The organism is Bradyrhizobium genosp. SA-4 str. CB756 (assembly GCF_000473125.1).
Classification (GTDB): Bacteria; Pseudomonadota; Alphaproteobacteria; order Rhizobiales; family Xanthobacteraceae; genus Bradyrhizobium; species Bradyrhizobium arachidis.
In genome coordinates, this window is record NZ_KI421499.1 from 4,905,858 (window position 1) to 4,924,254 (window position 18,397).

General features: G+C 64.6%; 14 protein-coding genes. 7 read left to right on the top strand and 7 right to left on the bottom strand.

What is annotated here, in order from left to right:
• Positions 1–8: 8 nt before the first annotated feature.
• The 3 genes from BRAGE_RS0123965 to BRAGE_RS0123975 all read right to left on the bottom strand — a co-directional run bounded on the left by BRAGE_RS0123965 (position 9) and on the right by BRAGE_RS0123975 (position 2,963).
• Positions 9–758 (bottom strand): 2OG-Fe(II) oxygenase, encoded by a 750-nt coding sequence (locus tag BRAGE_RS0123965; RefSeq protein ID WP_027558653.1) that lies wholly within the window; start codon positions 756–758, stop codon positions 9–11.
• A gap of 176 nt (positions 759–934) precedes the next feature.
• Positions 935–1,621 carry a DUF2848 domain-containing protein gene (locus BRAGE_RS0123970; RefSeq protein WP_027558652.1) on the bottom strand — a complete coding sequence of 229 codons (687 nt, stop codon included), beginning with the start codon at positions 1,619–1,621 and terminating at the stop codon, positions 935–937.
• A complete protein-coding gene (locus tag BRAGE_RS0123975) occupies positions 1,614–2,963 on the bottom strand; it encodes an amidase (protein WP_027558651.1) in 1,350 nt (449 codons plus the stop codon). Before BRAGE_RS0123975 ends, BRAGE_RS0123970 begins: the two co-directional genes overlap by 8 nt.
• Positions 2,964–3,155: 192 nt before the next feature.
• On the opposite strand from BRAGE_RS0123975, the gene BRAGE_RS0123980 reads away from it, so the two are divergent.
• The 4 genes from BRAGE_RS0123980 to BRAGE_RS0123995 all read left to right on the top strand — a co-directional run bounded on the left by BRAGE_RS0123980 (position 3,156) and on the right by BRAGE_RS0123995 (position 7,008).
• A complete protein-coding gene (locus BRAGE_RS0123980; protein WP_027558650.1) occupies positions 3,156–3,569 on the top strand; it encodes a Zn-ribbon domain-containing OB-fold protein in 414 nt (137 codons plus the stop codon).
• 4 nt (positions 3,570–3,573) lie between these two features.
• Positions 3,574–4,713, top strand: a complete 1,140-nt coding sequence (locus tag BRAGE_RS0123985; protein WP_027558649.1) for a thiolase C-terminal domain-containing protein — start codon at positions 3,574–3,576, stop codon at positions 4,711–4,713.
• Between the two features lie 138 nt (positions 4,714–4,851).
• Positions 4,852–5,766 (top strand): SDR family oxidoreductase, encoded by a 915-nt coding sequence (locus BRAGE_RS0123990; protein WP_027558648.1) that lies wholly within the window; start codon positions 4,852–4,854, stop codon positions 5,764–5,766.
• 129 nt (positions 5,767–5,895) lie between these two features.
• Positions 5,896–7,008: an SMP-30/gluconolactonase/LRE family protein gene (locus tag BRAGE_RS0123995; RefSeq protein WP_027558647.1), complete on the top strand. Its 1,113-nt coding sequence runs from the start codon at positions 5,896–5,898 to the stop codon at positions 7,006–7,008.
• Between the two features lie 68 nt (positions 7,009–7,076).
• Here the strand turns inward: BRAGE_RS0123995 and ppc are convergent, their stop codons facing one another.
• Both ppc and BRAGE_RS0124005 read right to left on the bottom strand, forming a co-directional pair.
• On the bottom strand, positions 7,077–9,866 hold the full coding sequence (ppc, locus tag BRAGE_RS0124000; protein WP_027558646.1) for a phosphoenolpyruvate carboxylase: 2,790 nt from the start codon (positions 9,864–9,866) through the stop codon (positions 7,077–7,079).
• Positions 9,867–10,066: 200 nt separating this feature from the next.
• Entirely contained in the window at positions 10,067–10,471 is a 405-nt protein-coding gene (locus BRAGE_RS0124005; RefSeq protein ID WP_027558645.1) for a YccF domain-containing protein, read from the bottom strand.
• 192 nt (positions 10,472–10,663) lie between these two features.
• Here BRAGE_RS0124005 and glgX point away from each other — a divergent pair, with 192 nt between their 5' ends.
• Positions 10,664–12,781 carry a glycogen debranching protein GlgX gene (gene glgX, locus BRAGE_RS0124010; RefSeq protein WP_027558644.1) on the top strand — a complete coding sequence of 706 codons (2,118 nt, stop codon included), beginning with the start codon at positions 10,664–10,666 and terminating at the stop codon, positions 12,779–12,781.
• Between the two features lie 188 nt (positions 12,782–12,969).
• Here the strand turns inward: glgX and BRAGE_RS0124015 are convergent, their stop codons facing one another.
• On the bottom strand, positions 12,970–14,514 hold the full coding sequence (locus BRAGE_RS0124015) for an acyl-CoA synthetase (protein ID WP_027558643.1): 1,545 nt from the start codon (positions 14,512–14,514) through the stop codon (positions 12,970–12,972).
• A gap of 156 nt (positions 14,515–14,670) precedes the next feature.
• A complete protein-coding gene (locus BRAGE_RS0124020; protein ID WP_027558642.1) occupies positions 14,671–15,480 on the bottom strand; it encodes a crotonase/enoyl-CoA hydratase family protein in 810 nt (269 codons plus the stop codon).
• Between the two features lie 105 nt (positions 15,481–15,585).
• Between BRAGE_RS0124020 and BRAGE_RS0124025 the strand changes: the two genes are divergently transcribed.
• Positions 15,586–16,458, top strand: a complete 873-nt coding sequence (locus BRAGE_RS0124025; RefSeq protein ID WP_027558641.1) for an SDR family oxidoreductase — start codon at positions 15,586–15,588, stop codon at positions 16,456–16,458.
• Between the two features lie 293 nt (positions 16,459–16,751).
• The gene (locus tag BRAGE_RS0124030) at positions 16,752–18,329 is read left to right on the top strand and encodes a fatty acid--CoA ligase (RefSeq protein WP_027558640.1); all 1,578 of its coding nucleotides are present in this window, start codon (positions 16,752–16,754) and stop codon (positions 18,327–18,329) included.
• Positions 18,330–18,397 lie beyond the last annotated feature (68 nt).

Below are 18,397 nucleotides of genomic sequence, written 5' to 3' on the forward strand. Positions count from 1 at the left end.
CGTAGCGCTCATTTGGCATCATGGAAGATCACACCCACCGTGTGGCGCTGCCCCGAACGAAGCCGGCTGACGCCGTGGCGCAGATTAACGCGATAGGTGCCGCGTGTCCCCTGCACCGGGCGGTGATGCACAGCGAAGGCAACCGCGTCGCCCTGCGTGAGCGGAACCACCTCGGCGCGCGACTGCATGCGCGGCCGCTGCTCTGTCAGCACAAACTCGCCCCCGGTGAAGTCGCGGCCCGGCTCGGACAGCAGGATCGCGACCTGGAGCGGGAAGACGTGCTCGCCATAGAGGTCCTGGTGCAGGCAATTGAAATCGCCGGCTTCATATTGCAGCAGCAGCGGCGTCGGCCGCGTCTGGCCGGCCTCATGGCAGCGCTTCAGGAATGCCGGATGGCTCGCGGGATAGCGGATGTCGATCCCCATCGCCTCGTTCCAGCGATTGGCGACGGCTTGAAGATGCGCGTAGAGCGCCGGGCGCAGCTGCGCGATCAGGTCGGGCAGCGGATAGGAGAAATATTTGTACTCGCCGCGGCCAAAGCCGTGGCGGCCCATGACGATGCGGCTGCGGAAGTGCGCGTCGTCCGGATAGAGCGCGGCGACGGCGCCGCATTGGTCCGGCGTGAGCAGGCCCTTCAGGACGGCGCAGCCCTGGCTGTCGAGCTCGGCGGTGATCTGCGGCCAGTCGAGGGTGTCGACGTGGGCGGTGAGGTCGGTCGCGTCATCGACAGCGGCGGAAACACGTTTCGCGATAGCCATTAGCGCTCATCCTATCCACTCCGTCATTCCGGGGCGCGCCACTTGGCGCGAGCCCGGAATCCATACTCCCGATCGTGGTTATGGATTCCGGGCTCGCGACTACGTCGCGCCCCGGAATGACAGGAGTGGGTGTGGCAGATCGCGGCAGCCACAGCCACCCGATTTCCGGATGGGAGCTAGCCCCGCACCGGCAGCGTCAACACGTCGTAGCCGTGCCTGATCGTCCGCTTCAGCACGGGGTCCTCCAGCTCGAAGTCGAAGCGATCAGCCGAGCGGATGCCGCCCTTGGCGGCAAAGGTCCCGCCAAACATGGCGCAGCCGTCGGGCAGCTTGCCGCCCTCGAAACCTCGCGCGATGAGGTCATTCACCGGCAGCATCGCGTCCAGCGTGCCCTCCTGGTAGAGCACGCGCTCGCCCTTGATGGTGGCGTAGGAGCGCAGGATCATCTTGTCCCAGTGGCCGAGCACGTCCTCCAGCTCCCACAGCGTGGAGGCGACCGGCTTGTCGCACATCTGCTTGGAGACCGTGACGTTGTAGGCCTCGACCTTGCGGTCGGTGTGGTCGGAGCCGCAGCCGACGAAGATGCGGCCCTGCCAGCCGATCAGCACGAACTCGACCTCGCCCGAGGAATCGCCGCCGGTGCATTCGATGCGGTCTTCCATGGTGAGCCGCCGCGCCGAGGCGCGGTAATAGATCGGCGTCGAGGCCGGCGGGGCGATGCCCATCTCCTGCAACTCGGCGATGTGCTTGTCGCGCGCGACGGGATCGCGGCCGGTCCAGCCGGCGATGACCATTTGGTCGATCGCCAGCGTCAGCGGCGTGGTGGTGTCCTGGGCGTCGACGGTGAAAGTGAGATCAAACACGAATGACGGCCTCCATGCCGGCAGCAAGTTCAAAGATACGGCGATCGGAACCGCCCGCCCCCGCCAGCATCAGACCGACGGGAATGTCGCCCTCGCGATGACACGGCAGCGAGATGGCGCAGCCGTCGATCATGTTGATCAGGGTGCAGTTGCGCAGCGCGCGCAGATTTTGCGTGGCGAACGCCTTGTCGTCGGCCAAATCTGAAATCTTCGGCGGCGTGTTGGCGGTGGTCGGCAGCACCAGGGCGTCATAGGGCGCGATGCGCGCGTTGACGCGGGCGATCAGCGAGCGGCGCTCGTTGAGGAGATCGATGTAATCGGCCGCGCTCTGCGCCTCGCCGCGCATGATGCGCACGAAGACCCTGGGATCGTAGACGTCACCCTTGGCGGTGATGAGATAGCGGTGCCAGGCGTAGCTCTCGGAGGCGGCAAAGCCGCCCTTGGCGTTCATCGGCCCGACGTCGTGGAACTCCGCCATCTCGATGCGCTCGATGCTGGCGCCATGATCAGAAAGTGTCTTCAACGCGCGCTCGAAGGTCCCGGCGACAGCCGCATCGAGATCATCGAGCGCGACCGTGGTGGGCACCGCGAGCCGCATGCCCTTCACCAGGCGCGGCTTGAGCGGAACGATCGGCTCGTTCGCGAGCACCGCATCGAGAATGGCACAGCAGCTGACCGATCGCGCCAAGGGCCCAATGCTGTCGAGCGAGTACGACAGCGGCACGGAGCCGTCGAGCGGCACCCGCCGCTGCGTCGGCTTGTAGCCGACGATGCCGTTGAAGGCCGCCGGAATGCGGCAGGAGCCGCCGGTGTCGGTGCCGAGCGCGCCATGCGCCATGCCGTCGAGCACGGACACCGCCGCGCCCGAGGACGAGCCGCCGGGCACATGGCCCTCGGCCCGGTTCCAGGCGCCCTTCGGCGTGCCGTAGTGCGGATTGATGCCGATGCCGGAATAGGCGAACTCGGTCATGTTGGTGCGCCCGATCAGCACGAAGCCGGCGTGGCGCAGCCGCGCGACCGCCGCCGCGTCGTGCTCCGCCGGATCGGAATCGTCGAGCGCACGGGAGCCGGCGCGCGTCGTCTGCCCCCTGATGTCGAAGAGATCCTTGATCGAGATCGGGATACCCGCATAGGGCGACGGCGCCGCCTTGACCTTGCGCAAGGCGTCCATCGCATCCGCGGTCGCGAGCGCGGCGTCCTTGTCGACATGGATGAAGGCACGCTGGCCCTCGCCGGCGGGGTCGGCGATTTTGGCGATGCACGCCTCGACCAGCTTGCGGGAGGTGGTGCGGCCGCTTTCGAGGTCTTCGGCCAGTTTCGCCAGTGTCGGAAAATCGGGCATGTCTGTCTCACGGAATATTGGCGCGCGCAATCTATAGCGCTGGCTCAGTTCGACACAAGCATTGTGCGCATGATGGCATGCATGCGCATTGCTGGACCGTTGACGCGCCATGGTCGATTGTCGCATCAAGACCGAAACAGGCGGGCGTCAAGCCTGCCCTTGTCAAAAGAAATCCTGGGAGGGCGTTCCGAGATGGCCGAACCGCAGCGCGCGCGACCGAAACCGACGCCGGAAACCCAGCATTTCTGGGACGGCACGAAAGCCGGCGAGCTGCGGCTGCAGCGCTGCGACGCCTGCGCGCATGTCTATTTCCCGCCGCGCCCGTTCTGCCCATCCTGCGCCTCGCGCAAGGTCAGCATCTTCAAGGCGAGTGGCAAGGGTTTCCTCTACAGCTACGTGATCAACCACCGGCCCGCCGCGCCCGGCTTCACGCCGCCTTACGCCATCGCGGTGGTCGAGCTCGACGAGGGCCCGCGGATGATGAGCAACATCATCGACTGCCCGCAGACGCCGGAGGCGCTCGAGCTCGACATGAAGCTCGAGGTCGCGTTCCAGGAGCTGGACGACAAGATCACCCTCCCCGTCTTCCGTCCGGCGAAGGGGTAAGACCATGCGCAAGAACCAGGTTGCCGTCGTCGGCGCGGCCGAGACCACCGAGCTCGGAATCATCCCCAATATGTCGCAGCTCCAGCTGCACGCGGATGCGGCGCTCAATGCCATCGCCGATGCCGGGCTGAAGCTCTTGGACATCGACGGTTTCGCCACCGCGGTCGAAACGCCGCAGCAGGTCTGCCACTATCTCGGCATCAAGCCGACCTGGGTCGACGGCACCTCGGTCGGCGGCTGCTCGTTCATGCTGCATGTCCGCCACGCGGCCGCAGCGATCGAGGCTGGTCTCTGCAAGACCGTGCTGATCACCCATGCCGAAAGCGGCAAGTCGATGATCGGCAAGCAGCCACGTTCGACGCCCGCGGACAGCCTCAACGGCCAGTTCGAGGCGCCCTATGGCGTCTACGGCCCGCCGAGCATGTTCCCGATCCCCGTGCTGCGCTTCATGAAGACCTACGGCATCACGCACGAACAGCTCGCCTCGGTGGCCGTGGTGCAGCGCGAATGGGCGGCGAAGAACCCGCGCGCGATGATGAAGGACCCGATCACGGTCGCCGATGTCCTCAATTCGCGCATGATCGCCTATCCGTTCCGGCTCCTGCAATGCTGCCTCGTCACCGACGGCGGCGGCGCGCTGATCCTGACTTCGGCCGACCGCGCCAGGGATTTTCCAAGGAAGCCTGTCTACATCATGGGTACCGGCGAGAGCGTGGAAACGCCGATGGTCAGCCAGATGGAGACGTTCAATTCCTCGCGCGCGTTCAAGACCGCGGGGCCGCTGGCCTTCAAGGAGGCCGGTATCGCCCACGGGGATGTCGATCATCTCATGATCTACGACGCGTTCGCGCATCTACCGCTGTTCGGGCTCGGCGACCTCGGCTTCATGCCGTATGAGGAAACCGGCAAATTCATCGCGGACGGCAATACGCGACCCGGCGGGAAGCTGCCGCTCAACACCAATGGCGGCGGCCTCTCCTACATGCATTCGGGCATGTACGGCATGTACGCGCTCCAGGAGAGCGTGCGCCAGATGCGCGGGATCGCACCGGCGCAGGTGGCTGGCGCGAAGATTTCGGTGTGCCACGGCGTCGGCGGCATGTTCGCGGCGAGTGGCACGATCGTGTTTACGAACGAGAGGTAGTGGCTGTCATTCCGGGATGCGCCGTCAGGCGCAGGCCCGGAATCCATAACCACGATCGGGAGTATGGATTCCGGGCTCGCGCCAAGAGGCGCGCCCCGGAATGACGGCGGAAATTGGAACGGCTAGCGGAGAACCCACATGAGCAAATCACTGCAGGACAAGGTCATCATCGTCACCGGCGCAGGCCGTGGCATCGGGCGCGAGATCGCGCTGCTCTGTGCCGCCGAAGGCGCCAAGGTCGTCGTCAACGATCCCGGCGGCGCCGCCGACGGCGCCGGCACCAGCGCCACCCCCGCGGAAGAAGTGGTCGAGGAGATCAAGAAGCGTGGCGGCATCGCAGTCCCCAACTTCGAGTCGGTGGCAGAAGCCGTGCCCGCCAGCAAGATCGTGAAGACCGCGACCGATCATTTCGGCAAGCTCGACGGCGTCGTCAACAATGCCGGCATTTTGCGCGACATGATCTTCCACAAGATGAGCGTGGAAGCGTTCGAGGCCGTCATCAAGGTGCATCTGATGGGCTCGTTCTATGTCAGCCATGCCGCGGCGCGCATCTTCCGCGAGCAGGAGAGCGGCTCCTTCGTGCACTTCACCTCGACCTCGGGCCTGATCGGCAATTTCGGCCAGGCCAATTACGCCGCCGCCAAGCTCGGCATCATCGGGCTGTCGAAGTCGATCGCGCTCGACATGGGCCGCTTCAACGTCCGCTCCAACTGCGTCTCGCCGTTCGCCTGGACCCGCATGATCGGCACCATCCCGACCGAGACCGAAGCCGAGAAGGCGCGCGTCGAGAAGATCAAGCAGATGGGGCCGGAGAAGATCGCGCCGATCTGCGCCTATCTGCTCTCCGATGCCGCCAAGGACGTCACCGGGCAGATCTTTGGCGCGCGCATGAACGAGCTGTTCCTGTTCAGCCAGAACCGCCCGCTGCGCTCGGTGCACCGGAGCGAAGGCTGGACGCCGCAGTCGATCGCGGAACACGGCATGCCGGCGCTGAAGGGCTCGTTCTACAAGCTCGACCGTTCCGCCGACATCTTCCCCTGGGACCCCGTGTAAGGATTTCCGTCTAGCCACATTTTTGGCATCCCTGCGCTGCGATCCCTGGTTGTCTTGTCCAGAGATCGCCCCGTTTTATGCCTGAATGCGGGCGAATGGTGTCCTCCCAACAAACTTTGGGAGGAAACCATGACAAGAATACTGACCAACTCCGACGACACGATTGCAACCGGCGGTCTCGGTCGCCGCACGCTCCTCAAGGGCGCGGCGACCGTCGCCGCAACCACACTGCTCGCCTCGAAGGCCGACGCCCGCGACTTCGGCGCCAATGCCGAGCCGCAGCGCTATCCCGACCCCGACATCCTCGTCATCGACCCCAAACGCTTCAAAGCCAAGGTCGGCAACACCACGATCAAGCGGCTCTACACCGGCTGCCTGTGGGCGGAAGGACCGGCATGGAATGCGCAGGGGCAATATCTCGTCTGGAGCGACATCCCCGCCAACCGGCAACTGCGCTATCTCGACGACGACGGCCACATCTCCGAGCAGTTCCACAAGCCGTCGAACGAGGCCAACGGCAACTCGTTCGACACCGAGGGACGCCAGATCACCGCAGAGCGGACCCGCCTCGTCCGCTACGAGCACGACGGCGCGGTGACGACGCTGGCCGAGCAAGCGAACGGCAAGCCGCTCAACGGCCCGAACGACATGGTGGTGCATCCCAACGACAAGGCGATCTGGTTCACCGATCCCGGCTATGGTGCGATCAGCATCTACGAGGGCAAGCTCGCCAATACCGGCTCGCTCCAGCCGTACCAGAAGGAAGCGGTCTACCGGCTAGACGCACAGACGGGGCAAGTCGCGAAAGTCGCCGACGAGCCGTTCAAGCCGAACGGCATTGCGTTCTCTCACGACTACAAGAAGCTCTATGTCTGCGACACCGGCATCACGCATTATCCGCAAGCGGAGAATGTCGTGTGGTCCTACGACATCGACGGACCCAAGCTGTCGAACCCGAAGAAGCTGATCGACATGAAGCTCGAGGGCAAATCAGGCTTCCCGGACGGATTGCGCGTCGACACCGAAGGCAACATCTGGGTCGGCGCCGGCTGGGTTGGCCCCGGCTATGACGGCGTGCAGGTGTTCTCGGGGGCCGACGGCGCGCGGATCGGACAGATCCTCTTGCCGGAGACCTGCGCCAACCTCTGCTTCGGCGGCAAGAAGCGCAACCGCCTGTTCATGACCGCGAGCCAGTCGCTGTATTCGGTCTATGTGGAGACGCAGGGGGCGCATTTCTGTTGAGTGAGGCGAATGGTGAGTAGCGAATGGCGAGTGGACTCCATTCGCTATTCGCCATTTCGCTATTCGCCCTACCCCGTATTCCTTAGCCCCGCCGAGATGCCGTTGATGGTGAGCTGAATCCCGCGCAGCACCTGCTCGTCCGGGTTCTGCGCGCGGTGCTCCTTCAAAAGCTCGACCTGCACGTGGTTGAGCGGATCGAGATAGGGGAAGCGGTGGCGCACCGAGCGCTCCAGCAACGGATTGCCTTGCAGCAGGCGGTCCTGCCCCATGATGTCGAGCAGCGTCTCGATGCAGGAATGCCATTCACGGCGGATGCGGCCGAAGATCTTTTCGCGCAAGCCCTCGTCCGGCACCAGCTCGGCATAGCGCGAGGCGATCGCGATCGAGCTTTTCGCCAGCACCATGTCCATGTTCGACAGCAGCATGCGGAAGAACGGCCATTCCTTGTAGAGCTCTTTCAGGAACGGCATGCCCTGTTGCGGATGCGCCGCGATCCACTGCTCGACCGCGCTGCCAAAACCGTACCAGCCCGGCAGCATCAGGCGGCATTGCGCCCATGAGAACACCCAGGGGATGGCGCGGAGGTCCTCGATCGCGCGGGTCTTCTTGCGCGAGGCCGGACGGCTGCCGATGTTCAGCGTCGCGATCTCGTTGATGACAGTCGAGGCCCAGAAGTAATCGACAAAGCCCTCGGTCTCGTAGACGAGGCCGCGATAGGCCTTGAACGCAAGGTTGGAAAGTTCGTCCATCGCGGCGAGATATTCGCGGCGCGGCGCGCTCTGGCGCGGCTGCAGCAGGCTCGCATCCAGCGTGGCGGCTGCGAGGATCTCCAGATTGTTGCGGCCGACTTCGGCGTTGGAATATTTCGACGAGATGATCTCGCCCTGCTCGGTGATGCGGATCTGGCCGTTCACCGCGCCGCCGGGCTGCGCGACGATGGCATCATAGCTCGGACCACCGCCGCGGCCGACTGAGCCGCCGCGGCCGTGGAAAAGACGAAGGCGCACGTGATGGCGCTCGAACACCTCGACGAGCCCGATCTCGGCCTTGTAGAGCTCCCAGCCCGAGGTGACGAAGCCGCCATCCTTGTTCGAGTCGGAATAGCCGAGCATGACCTCCTGCACGCTGCCGCGGCTGTCGACCAGGCGCCGGTAGTCGTGCAGCGACAGCATCCGGTCCATGATGCCGGAGGAAGCCTGCAGATCCTCGATGGTCTCGAACAGCGGCACGACGTTGATGGCGCTGCGCCCGGAGGGATGGACGAGCCCCACTTCCTTGAGCAGGACCGCGACCTCGAGCATGTCGGACATGCCCTTGCACATCGAGATAATGCATTGGGGAATCGCGTCCGAGCCGAACTTCGCATGCGCTTCGGCGGCGGCATGGAAGACGTTGAGCTCGCCCATGGTCTCGTCGCTGTATTTGACGAAGGGCGAGACCAGTGCGCGCGTCGAGCGCAGCTCATTGGTGAGCAGCGAGATGCGGGCGTCCTCGCCGAGCGCGAGATAGGACATGCCGGGGTTGGCGGCGTCCATCAGCTCGGCGATGGTGCGCTCGTGCACAGCCGAATTCTGGCGGATGTCGAGCCGCGCCAGATGGAAGCCGAAGCAGTCCACCGCGCGGCGGAGCAGCCGCAGCCGGCCGCGGGCGATGACGCGGGCGTTGTTGGAGATCAGGGAGCGATGCAGCACGTCGAGATCGGCCTGCAATTCCCTGACGCTCTCGTAAGGCTTGCCCTTGCCGACCGGCCGGCGCGTGATCTCGACCTCGAGCTTTTCGGCCGTGGCTGTCAGGCGCGCATAGATGCCGGAGACTGCGAGACGATAGGGCTCGCCGCTCCGGTGCGGCGAGGTGTCCGGCGAGCGCTCCGCGAGCGTACGCAGCTCCTCGGAGACGTCGGCGAGATGCGCCGCGATCGACAGTTCCGAGCCGAGCACGTGCAGCTCGTTCAGATAGAACTGCATCACCCGGCTCGACTGCAGCCGCAGCGTGCCGCGCATCACGTCGGCGGTGACGAAGGGATTGCCGTCGCGGTCGCCGCCGATCCAGCTGCCCATGCGCAGGAACGAGGCGAGCTCGCTCGCGGCCGCCTCGCCGCCCTCCTCCAGCCGGTCTTCCAGCACGTTGACCAGCCGCGGCACCTCGCGCAGGAAGGTGTAATCGTAGAATGACAGGCCGTTGGCGACCTCGTCGAGCACGGTGAGCTTGGTGCGGCGGAGCAGATTGGTCTGCCACAGCGTCAGCACCTCGCGGCGGAGCTGCTCATCGCTGGCGGCGGCCTCGTCCGCGGTCAGCGCGACCCGCTCGCGGCGGTCGAGCAGCGCGGCCACCTCCATCTCGCGGTCCATGGTGCTCTTGCGGCGGACCTCGGTCGGGTGCGCGGTCAGGACCGGGCTGACCAGCGCACTCTTGAAGAAGCTGCGCAAGGTGTCGGAGTTGATGCCCGCGGCCCTGGCATGGGCCAGCGTCTCCGCCAGCACACCGGAGCCGCCGCCCTTGCCGGCGCGCATCTGGCGGATGTTGTTCTGGTCCTCGGCGATATTGGCGAGGTGGGAAAAATAGCTGAAGGCGCGGACGATCCGCACCGTCTCGGAGGTCGACATGCTGTCGAGGATCTGCTCGAGCTCGCGGCGGGCAAGCCGGTCCTCGTCGCGGTGGAACCGGATCGAGGTCTGCCGGATGCGCTCGACCAGGTCGAACACGTCGGCGCCCTCCTGGTCGCGCACGGTGTCGCCAAGAATGCGCCCGAGCAGGCGGATATCGTCGCGCAGCCGCGCGTCCGCCTCCAGCGCCTGAACGTCCTCAGGGCGGTTGGAGCGGTGATCAGGCGCGTCGGATGGTATGGTCTGGAGGGACATTGGCTCGCTCCCCTTAAGTAGAGCTCCCTATGGCTCCCCGGCTGACCGAGTGTGCAAGTTTTTTGCCGCAGCGCAAGACGAAGTTGGGGGCGGCGCACACCTAGAGGGCTAGAGCGCGAAGATAATCGTCCTCGCGCTCTAGGTCGTTGTTTAGGCATGATCTTTTCGGAAAAACGCGTCGCACTTTTCCGGATCATGCCCTAGGCCGGCACGATGACCTTGCCGATCGGCCAGAGCGCGATGCCGGCGAGCTTCAGATGGGCCCATGCGAAGGGGATGCCGATGATGGTGATCGCCAGCACCAGCGCGGTCACGAGGTGGCCGAGCGCCAGCCACCAGCCCGCGAGCACGAACCAGATGATGTTGCCGATCACCCCGAGCGGGCCGGTGCCGATATCGCTCTCGCCGGTGACGTCGTAGCGATTGACCGCGCGCGAGCCGAACGGCAGCAGCGTGTAGACGGCGATGTTGAACGCCGCCCGCGCCCAGGGCAGGCCGATGATGGTGACGGCCATGATGACCGCAGCCACCAGCCAGCCGAACGCCATCCAGGCGCCGCCGATGAGAATCCAGAGAATGTTGAGCAGGATGGAAACGGGGGACATGGCTTTATCCGCGGGTCGATGACCCCGCCTATATAGGTGCGAAAGTCATCGCTGCGAAGACATTGCCTCAAAACGCGTCACCCGCTCTCGCTTCATTGAATTGACGCACGTAGCGCCCAGAATGGCACGCCGCTTGAAACATTCGGCAGGCGATGGCGTTGGCGTCGCGGCCATCGGGGCCTGGGGATTCACATGTCCGATTTCATCATCGAGGAAGGCCTGCCTTATCCGCTGGGTGCGCATTGGAGCGGCAGGGGCACGAATTTTGCGGTGTTCTCCGCCAACGCCACCAAGGTGGAGGTCTGCCTGTTCGACGGCGAGCGAGAAACACATCGCTTCGAGCTGCCGGAATATACCGACCAGGTCTTTCACGGCTACATCGCCGGCATCGGTCCCGGCACCTTCTACGGCTACCGCGTCTACGGGCCCTATCAGCCGGACGGCGGTCATCGCTTCAATCCGAACAAGCTGCTGCTCGACCCCTATGCCCGCGCGCACGCCGGGAGCCTGAACTGGAATCCGGCGGTGTTCGGCTACAAGATGGAGAGCGGCGACGACCTCACCTTCGACGAGCGCGACAGCGCGCCGTTCATGCCGAAATGCGTCGTAGTCGATCCCGATTTCGACTGGCAGGCCGAAGCGGCGCGGCAGAACGTCCATTGGGACGAGACCATCGTCTACGAAACCCATGTCAAAGGCTTCACGAAGAAGCACCCGGGTGTGCCGGAGAACCTTCGCGGCACCTATGCCGGTTTCGCTGCGCCTGAGCTGATCGCCTATCTGACTTCGCTCGGCATAACCTCGATCGAGCTGCTGCCGATCCATTCCTTCGTCAACGACGACAATCTGCTGAAGAAGAACCTCGTCAATTACTGGGGCTACAACACCATCGGCTTCTTCGCGCCCGATCCGCGCTATGCCTCCGATGTGCCGAACAGCCTGCGCGAATTCAAGGAGATGGTGTCGAAGCTGCACGGCGCCGGGCTCGAGGTGATCCTCGACGTCGTCTACAACCACACCGCCGAAGGCAACGAGCTCGGGCCGACGCTGTCCTTCAAGGGCATCGACAATGCGAGCTACTATCGCCTGCTGCCGGACCGTCGGCGCTACTACATCAACGACACCGGCACCGGAAACACCGTCAATCTCTCCCATCCGCGCGTGATCCAGATGGTGATGGATTCCTTGCGCTACTGGGCCGGCCACATGCATATCGACGGCTTCCGCTTCGACCTCGGCACCATTCTCGCCCGCGAGGTCTACGGCTTCGACGAGGAGAGCGGCTTCCTGAAGGCAATGGACCAGGATCCGCTGCTGTCGACCGTCAAGCTGATCGCCGAACCCTGGGATTGCGGACCCGGCGGCTACCAGGTCGGCGGCTTCCCGCCCGGCTGGGCGGAGTGGAACGACAGATTTCGCGACACCGCGCGCGACTATTGGCGCGGCGAGGCGCCGCCCTCCGCGCTCGCAACGCGGCTGCTTGGCTCCGGCGATATCTTCGGCCGCTGGGGCGGCCGCCGCTCCTGGGCCAGCGTCAACTTCATCACGGCGCATGACGGTTTCACGCTGAACGACTGGGCGAGCTACAACGACAAGCACAACGAGGCCAATGGCGAGGGCAACCGCGACGGCAATTCCAACAACCGTTCCTGGAATTGCGGCGTCGAGGGCCCGACCGACGACAAGAACGTCATTGCGCTACGCGAACGGCAGAAGCGCAATATGCTGGCAACCCTGCTGCTGTCGCAGGGCACACCGATGCTGCTCGGCGGCGACGAGTTCGGCCGCACCCAGCGGGGCAACAACAACGCCTATTGCCAGGACAGCGACATCTCCTGGTTCGACTGGAGCATGGGCGAGGATTCGCAGAAGCTGCTCGCCTTCACCAAGCGCGTGATCCAGCTCCGCCGTGACTATCCGATCCTGCGCCGCAGCCGCTTCCTCACCGGCGTGCACGACACCAAGCTCGACATCCGCGACGTGGTCTGGGTCAATGCCAATGGCAGCGAGATGTCGAGCGCGGACTGGCAGACCGGCTGGCTGAAATGCTTTGGCGTCGTGCTCGACGGCCGCGCGCGAAAAACCGCGATCCCGCGCCGCGGTGAGGACGACAGCGTGCTGATCATCCTCAACAGCTATGAGGGCGAAGTCGACTTCAAGCTGCCGCACACTTCGGCCGGCCCGTGCTGGTCATTGCTGCTCGATACCAATGTCGGCGACGGCGGATCCGGGGCACGGTTCGAGTTCGACAGCATCTACAAGGTGCCGGGGCGGTCGTTCCTGCTGTTCGTGGGCGGGGAGCTGGTTTAGGGGCGCCGGGCACGGCCCTCGCTCCTGTCGCCTGCGCCAAATCTTCCGTCCCGCCTTCTCCCAATAGGGATCGCGCAGTCTCGTAGGGTGGGCAAAGGCGCGCTTGCGCCGTGCCCACCATCTGTCTCCGTAAGCGAATTTGGTGGGCACGCTTCGCTTCGCCCACCCTACGGGTTCTCGTTGAATTGTCAGATCTTCCGCCCGGCCTGCTCCCAGTAGGGATCGCGCAGGCGGCGCTTGAAGATTTTTCCGGAGTCTTCGCGCGGCAGCCCGCTGCGGATCTCGATGTGCTTGGGCACTTTGTAATCGGCGAGCGAGGTCTTCAGCCGTGCGCGGACATCGCCGGCATCGAGCGCGACGCCAGCCTGCGGTTCCACCACCGCCATCAATGCCTCGCCGAACTCGGCATCGGGGATGCCGAACACCGCGCAATCATGCACGCCGGGCACGGCATGCAGCACGGATTCGATCTCGGCCGGGTAGATGTTGACGCCGCCCGAGATCACCATGTCGCGCTTGCGGTCGCAGATGAAAACGTAGCCGTCCTCGTCGATATAGCCGACGTCGCCCGAGGTGATGAAGCCGCCGCGATCGATCTCGGCGCGTTTGTCCGGCTTGTTGTGGTAGGTGAAGTCGGCTAGCTCCGCCATGCGGGAATAGATCTCGCCGATCTCGCCGACGCCGCGCTCGCTTCCGTCCTCGCCGATGAAGCGCAGCTCGGCGCCGGGCGAAATCTTGCCGACCGTGCCCGGCTTCCTCAACGCGTCCTCGGAAGTCGCGAAGGTGACGGCGCTCGATTCCGTCGAGCCGTAGAATTCGTAGATCACCGGCCCCCACCATTCGATCATGGCGCGCTTGACGTCGGCCGGGCACGGCGCGGCGGCGTGGATGACATGGCGGAGCGAAGAGACGTCGTATTTCCTGCGCACCTCTTCTGGTAGCTTCATCAGGCGGATGAACATGGTCGGCACCGTGAAGATGGTGTCGATCTTGTATCTCTCGATCAACGCGAGAAACTCCTCCGCCTCGAAACGCGGCATCAGCACCAGCGCGCCGCCGAGCTTGCCGGCGCGGACGCCGAACGAGTTCGGCGCGGAATGATAGAGCGGCCCCGGCAGGATCGCGCGGGCGCCGAGCTTCAGCCCATAGATCATCGCGCGCATGCGCTCGCCGGCGGCCTGCTGATCCGGCGTCGGCGCGTTGCGCCGCACGCCCTTGGGATGGCCTGTCGTGCCTGACGTGTAGATCATGTTCATCGGCTGCGGCACGACCGGACCCTCATAGGGCTGGAATTGCGCGAGCCAGGGTTCGAAATCGATGGCGAAGTCCGGCGTCTTGAGGTGATCGGGATCGATCTTGTAGTTGGACAGGATCTCCGGCGGCGTCGGCACGCTGAGCACGGTGACGGCTTTCGGAACCGCATCGCGCAAGGCGTGCAGCATGTCGGCATGCCCGATCAGCACGGAGGTGCCGGTGTCATCAAGGATGTAGTTGATCTCCTCCGGCTTGAAGTGCCAGTTGATCGGCACGCCGTAGGCACCCAGCCGCATCGCGGCGTAGGCGGCTTCCAGGAAGGCGATGTCATTGCGCATCAGCATGCAGACGCAATCGCCCTGTCGGACGCCGATTTTGGCAAGGCCGGAGGCGATGCGGTCGGCGCGATTGGCGACTTCGGCGTGGCTGCGACGACGCTCGCCGGAGACGATGCCGAGGAATGGGGACGTTTCGCTCATTATTGTTTTCCGATCTTTCGTCGGGTTAGAACAGTAGCCACAACCACGCTCGTCATTCCGGGATGCGCCGAAGGCGCAGGCCCGGAATCCATAACCACGAGCCGGGGTTATGGATTCCGGGCTCGCCGCTCACGCGGCGCCCGGAATGACGGGAGACTAATCCGCATACTTCGCCGCGCGCTTCTCCAGATTCGACCGCACCGCCTCGGTCTGGTTCGCGCTGCCGATCAGCTTCTGCTGCTCGACGGACTCGGCGAGCAGCGCAGGACCCGGATCGACCGAGAGGTTGTTGAACAGGCGCTTCGCCGCGCGGATCGCATCAGGGCTCTTGCCGGCGATCTCGCGCGCGACTTCGAACGCGGCAGCGCGCGGATCGTCGCAGATGCGCGTCGCGAGACCGTAAGCCATCGCCTCCTGCGCGGAGAAGATGCGACCGGTGAAGGTGAGATCTCGCAGGATATCATCGCGCACCAGCGAAGCGAGGATCGGCGTGCCCGCCATATCGGGGACGAGGCCCCATTTGATTTCCATGATCGACATGCGCGCATCTGCGCTGAGGAAGCGCATATCTGCACCGAGCGAAAGCTGGAAGCCGCCGCCGAAGGCAACGCCATGCACGGCCGCGATCACCGGAACCGGAAGCTGGCGCCATCCCCACACCGCCTGCTGCGGAAAGTTCGCCTGGCCATGAGTCCGCTTGGTGAGATCGCGATTTTCGCCACCCGGAATTCCGTTGCCGCCCTTCTCCTTCATGGCGGCAAAACGCCCCATGTCGAGACCGGCGCAGAAGGCGCGGCCTTCACCCGACAGCACGACGACGCGCAGGCCTTTTTCCTTCGAAAGCCGCTCGGTTGCCGCGACAAGGGCCTCGAACATGGCCTGATCCAGCGCATTCATCTTGTCCGCGCGCACCAGCCGCACGTCGGCGACGCCTTCCGAGATCGAAATCGAGACGCGCTCTTCCATGGACGAATTCTCCCCTGTTCTTGTTCAGTGCCGCTTTACAGGAAGCTGGCGGCCGGATTTAGTCAATCGACCAATTAACTGACAATCCGTACGGGAGAAACAGCCATGTTCAAGGAAAATCTTCTGGCCGGGCGGCGCATTCTCGTGACCGGCGGCGGCACCGGGCTCGGCAAGTCGATGGCGGCGCGCTTCCTCCAGCTCGGCGCCGAGGTGCATATCTGCGGCCGGCGCAAGATCGTGTGCGACGAGACCGCGACCGAGCTGATGGCCGAGTATGGCGGCCGCGTCACCAGCCACGGCGTCGACATCCGCAACGCGCTCGCGGTCGAGGAGATGATCGAGAACATCTTCCGCGACGGACCGCTGACCGATCTCATCAACAACGCCGCCGGCAATTTCATCTCGCGCAGCGAGGAGCTGTCGCCGCGCGGTTTCGATGCGGTCGCCAACATCGTCATGCACGGTACGTTCTACGTCACGCATGCGGTCGGCAAGCGCTGGATCGCCTTGAAGCAGCCCGGCAATGTCGTGTCGATCACGGTGACCTGGGTGCGCAACGGCTCGCCCTACGTGGTGCCGTCGGCGATGAGCAAGTCGGCAATCCATGCCATGACGATGTCGCTCGCCACCGAATGGGGCCGCTACGGCATCCGCCTCAACACCATTGCGCCGGGCGAAATCCCGACCGAGGGCATGAGCAAGCGCATCAAGCCCGGCGATGAGGCCGGTGCACGGACCAAGGCGATGAACCCGATGGGCCGCGTCGGCACCATGGAGGAATTGCAGAACCTCGCGGTGTTCCTGATCTCCGGCGGCTGCGACTGGATCACCGGCGAGACCATCGCCATGGACGGCGCGCAGGCGCTCGCGATGGGCGGCAATTTCTACCAGCTGCGCGACTGGAGCGACGACGACTGGAAAGCCGCGCGCGAGAGCATCATGGCGCAGAACGAGAAGGACCGGGCGAAGCGGGGGTAGATGTGCGAAAGCTTGTAAGTGGCTGACACTTTCGCCCCACCCGCAATTGTCGTCCCTGCGAAAGCAGGGACCCATAACCACAGGGAAGAGTTGTAGTGCGAGACAGGCAACTGCGAGTCTTCGCAAAACCACTCCCTGTGGTTATCGCGACGAGCGCAAGCGCTCGCGCGGAGGTCCCGGATCGGCGCGCGCTAAGGCGCGCTTGTCCGGGACGACAGTGCGGCCCATCTTGTCTTCGCCCGCGGATGACGCCACACTCGGCGGCATAAAAAACAAAACGCCACGGGAGAAACATGTCCACACAGCCATTGGCGAACCTCGCCGACATGGTGCGCGAGCGCGCGACGAGCCGCGGCGATGCCATCGCCTATGAGTTCGAAGGCCGTATCACCAGCTTTGCCGAGTTCGACATCAAGACCAACAAGGTCGCCAACGCGCTTCTCGCGATGGGCGTGAAGAAGGGTGACCGCATCGCCTATCTCGGCAAGAACAGCGATCTCTATTTCGAGCTTCTAATGGGCGCGATGAAGGCGGGCGTCGTGATGGCGCCGGTGAACTGGCGGCTCGCCGGGCCCGAGGTCGCCTTCATCGTCGCCGATTGCAAGGCGCCGGTGCTGTTCGTAGGACCCGAGTTCATCACACTGGTCTCGCAGATCAGGGACCAGATACCAGGCGTGCGCACGGTCATCACGACCGAAGGCGGCTCGCCGGAATGGCAGGATTTTACAGCCTGGCGGGATGCGCAGAGCGGCACCGATCGGAAGGTGCCGATCGACACCAAGGACATCGCGATCCAGCTCTACACCTCGGGCACCACGGGCAAGCCGAAGGGCGCGATGCTGAGCCACGCGAACTTCCTCAACCTCGTGCAAACTGGCAATGCCGAGGACAAGCCGGAGTGGAACCGGTGGTCGACCGACGATGTCTCGCTGGTCGCGATGCCTATCTTCCATATCGGCGGGTCGGGCTGGGGCGTGATGGGCCTCTATCACGGCGCGCGCGGCGTCATCGCGCGCGAGTTCGATCCGACCAAGGTGCTGGATTTCTTCGAGCAGTCCGGCATCACAAAGCTGTTCATGGTGCCCGCGGCGATGCAGTTCGTGGTGCGGCAGCCGCGCGCGAGGATGGTCGATTTCTCCAGGCTGAAATACATGCTGTACGGCGCCTCCCCGATTCCGGCGGCGCTGCTGAAGGAATGCATCGAGGTCTTCAAATGCGGCTTCGTGCAGATGTACGGCATGACGGAGACCACCGGCACCATCGTCGCGCTGCCGCCGGAGGATCACGTCGAGGGGCTTGAGCGGATGCGCTCGGCCGGCAAGGCGCTGCCGGGCATCGAGATCGCGATACTTGATGCGAACGGCAGGCCACTGCCGCCGCGTGAGGTCGGCGAGATCGCGACGCGCTCGGGCTCTAACATGGCCGGCTACTGGAATCTGCCGGAGGCGACCGCCGCGACGCTGCGAGGCGACGGCTGGCTGCGCACGGGTGATGCCGGCTACCTGGACGAGGACGGCTACCTCTACATCCACGACCGCATCAAGGACATGATCATCTCCGGCGGCGAGAACATCTACCCCGCCGAGGTCGAGAGCGCGCTGTGCGATCACCCTGATGTCGCGGAAGCTGCCGTGATCGGCGTGCCCGACGATAAATGGGGCGAGGCAGTGAAAGCCGTCGTGGTGATGAAGCCGGGCAAGCAGGCGAGCGCCACCGACATCATCAACTTCACCCGCGAGCGCATCGCCGGCTACAAGACGCCGAAGAGCGTGGAGTTCTTGCCGGCCCTGCCGCGCAATCCGTCAGGCAAGATTTTGCGCAGACAGTTGCGCGAGCCGTATTGGGCGGGGAAGGATCGACGGGTGAATTGATCCCCGCTGTCGTCCCGGGGCGCGCGCAGCGCGAACCCGGGACCCATAACCACAGGATCGGGTTTTGC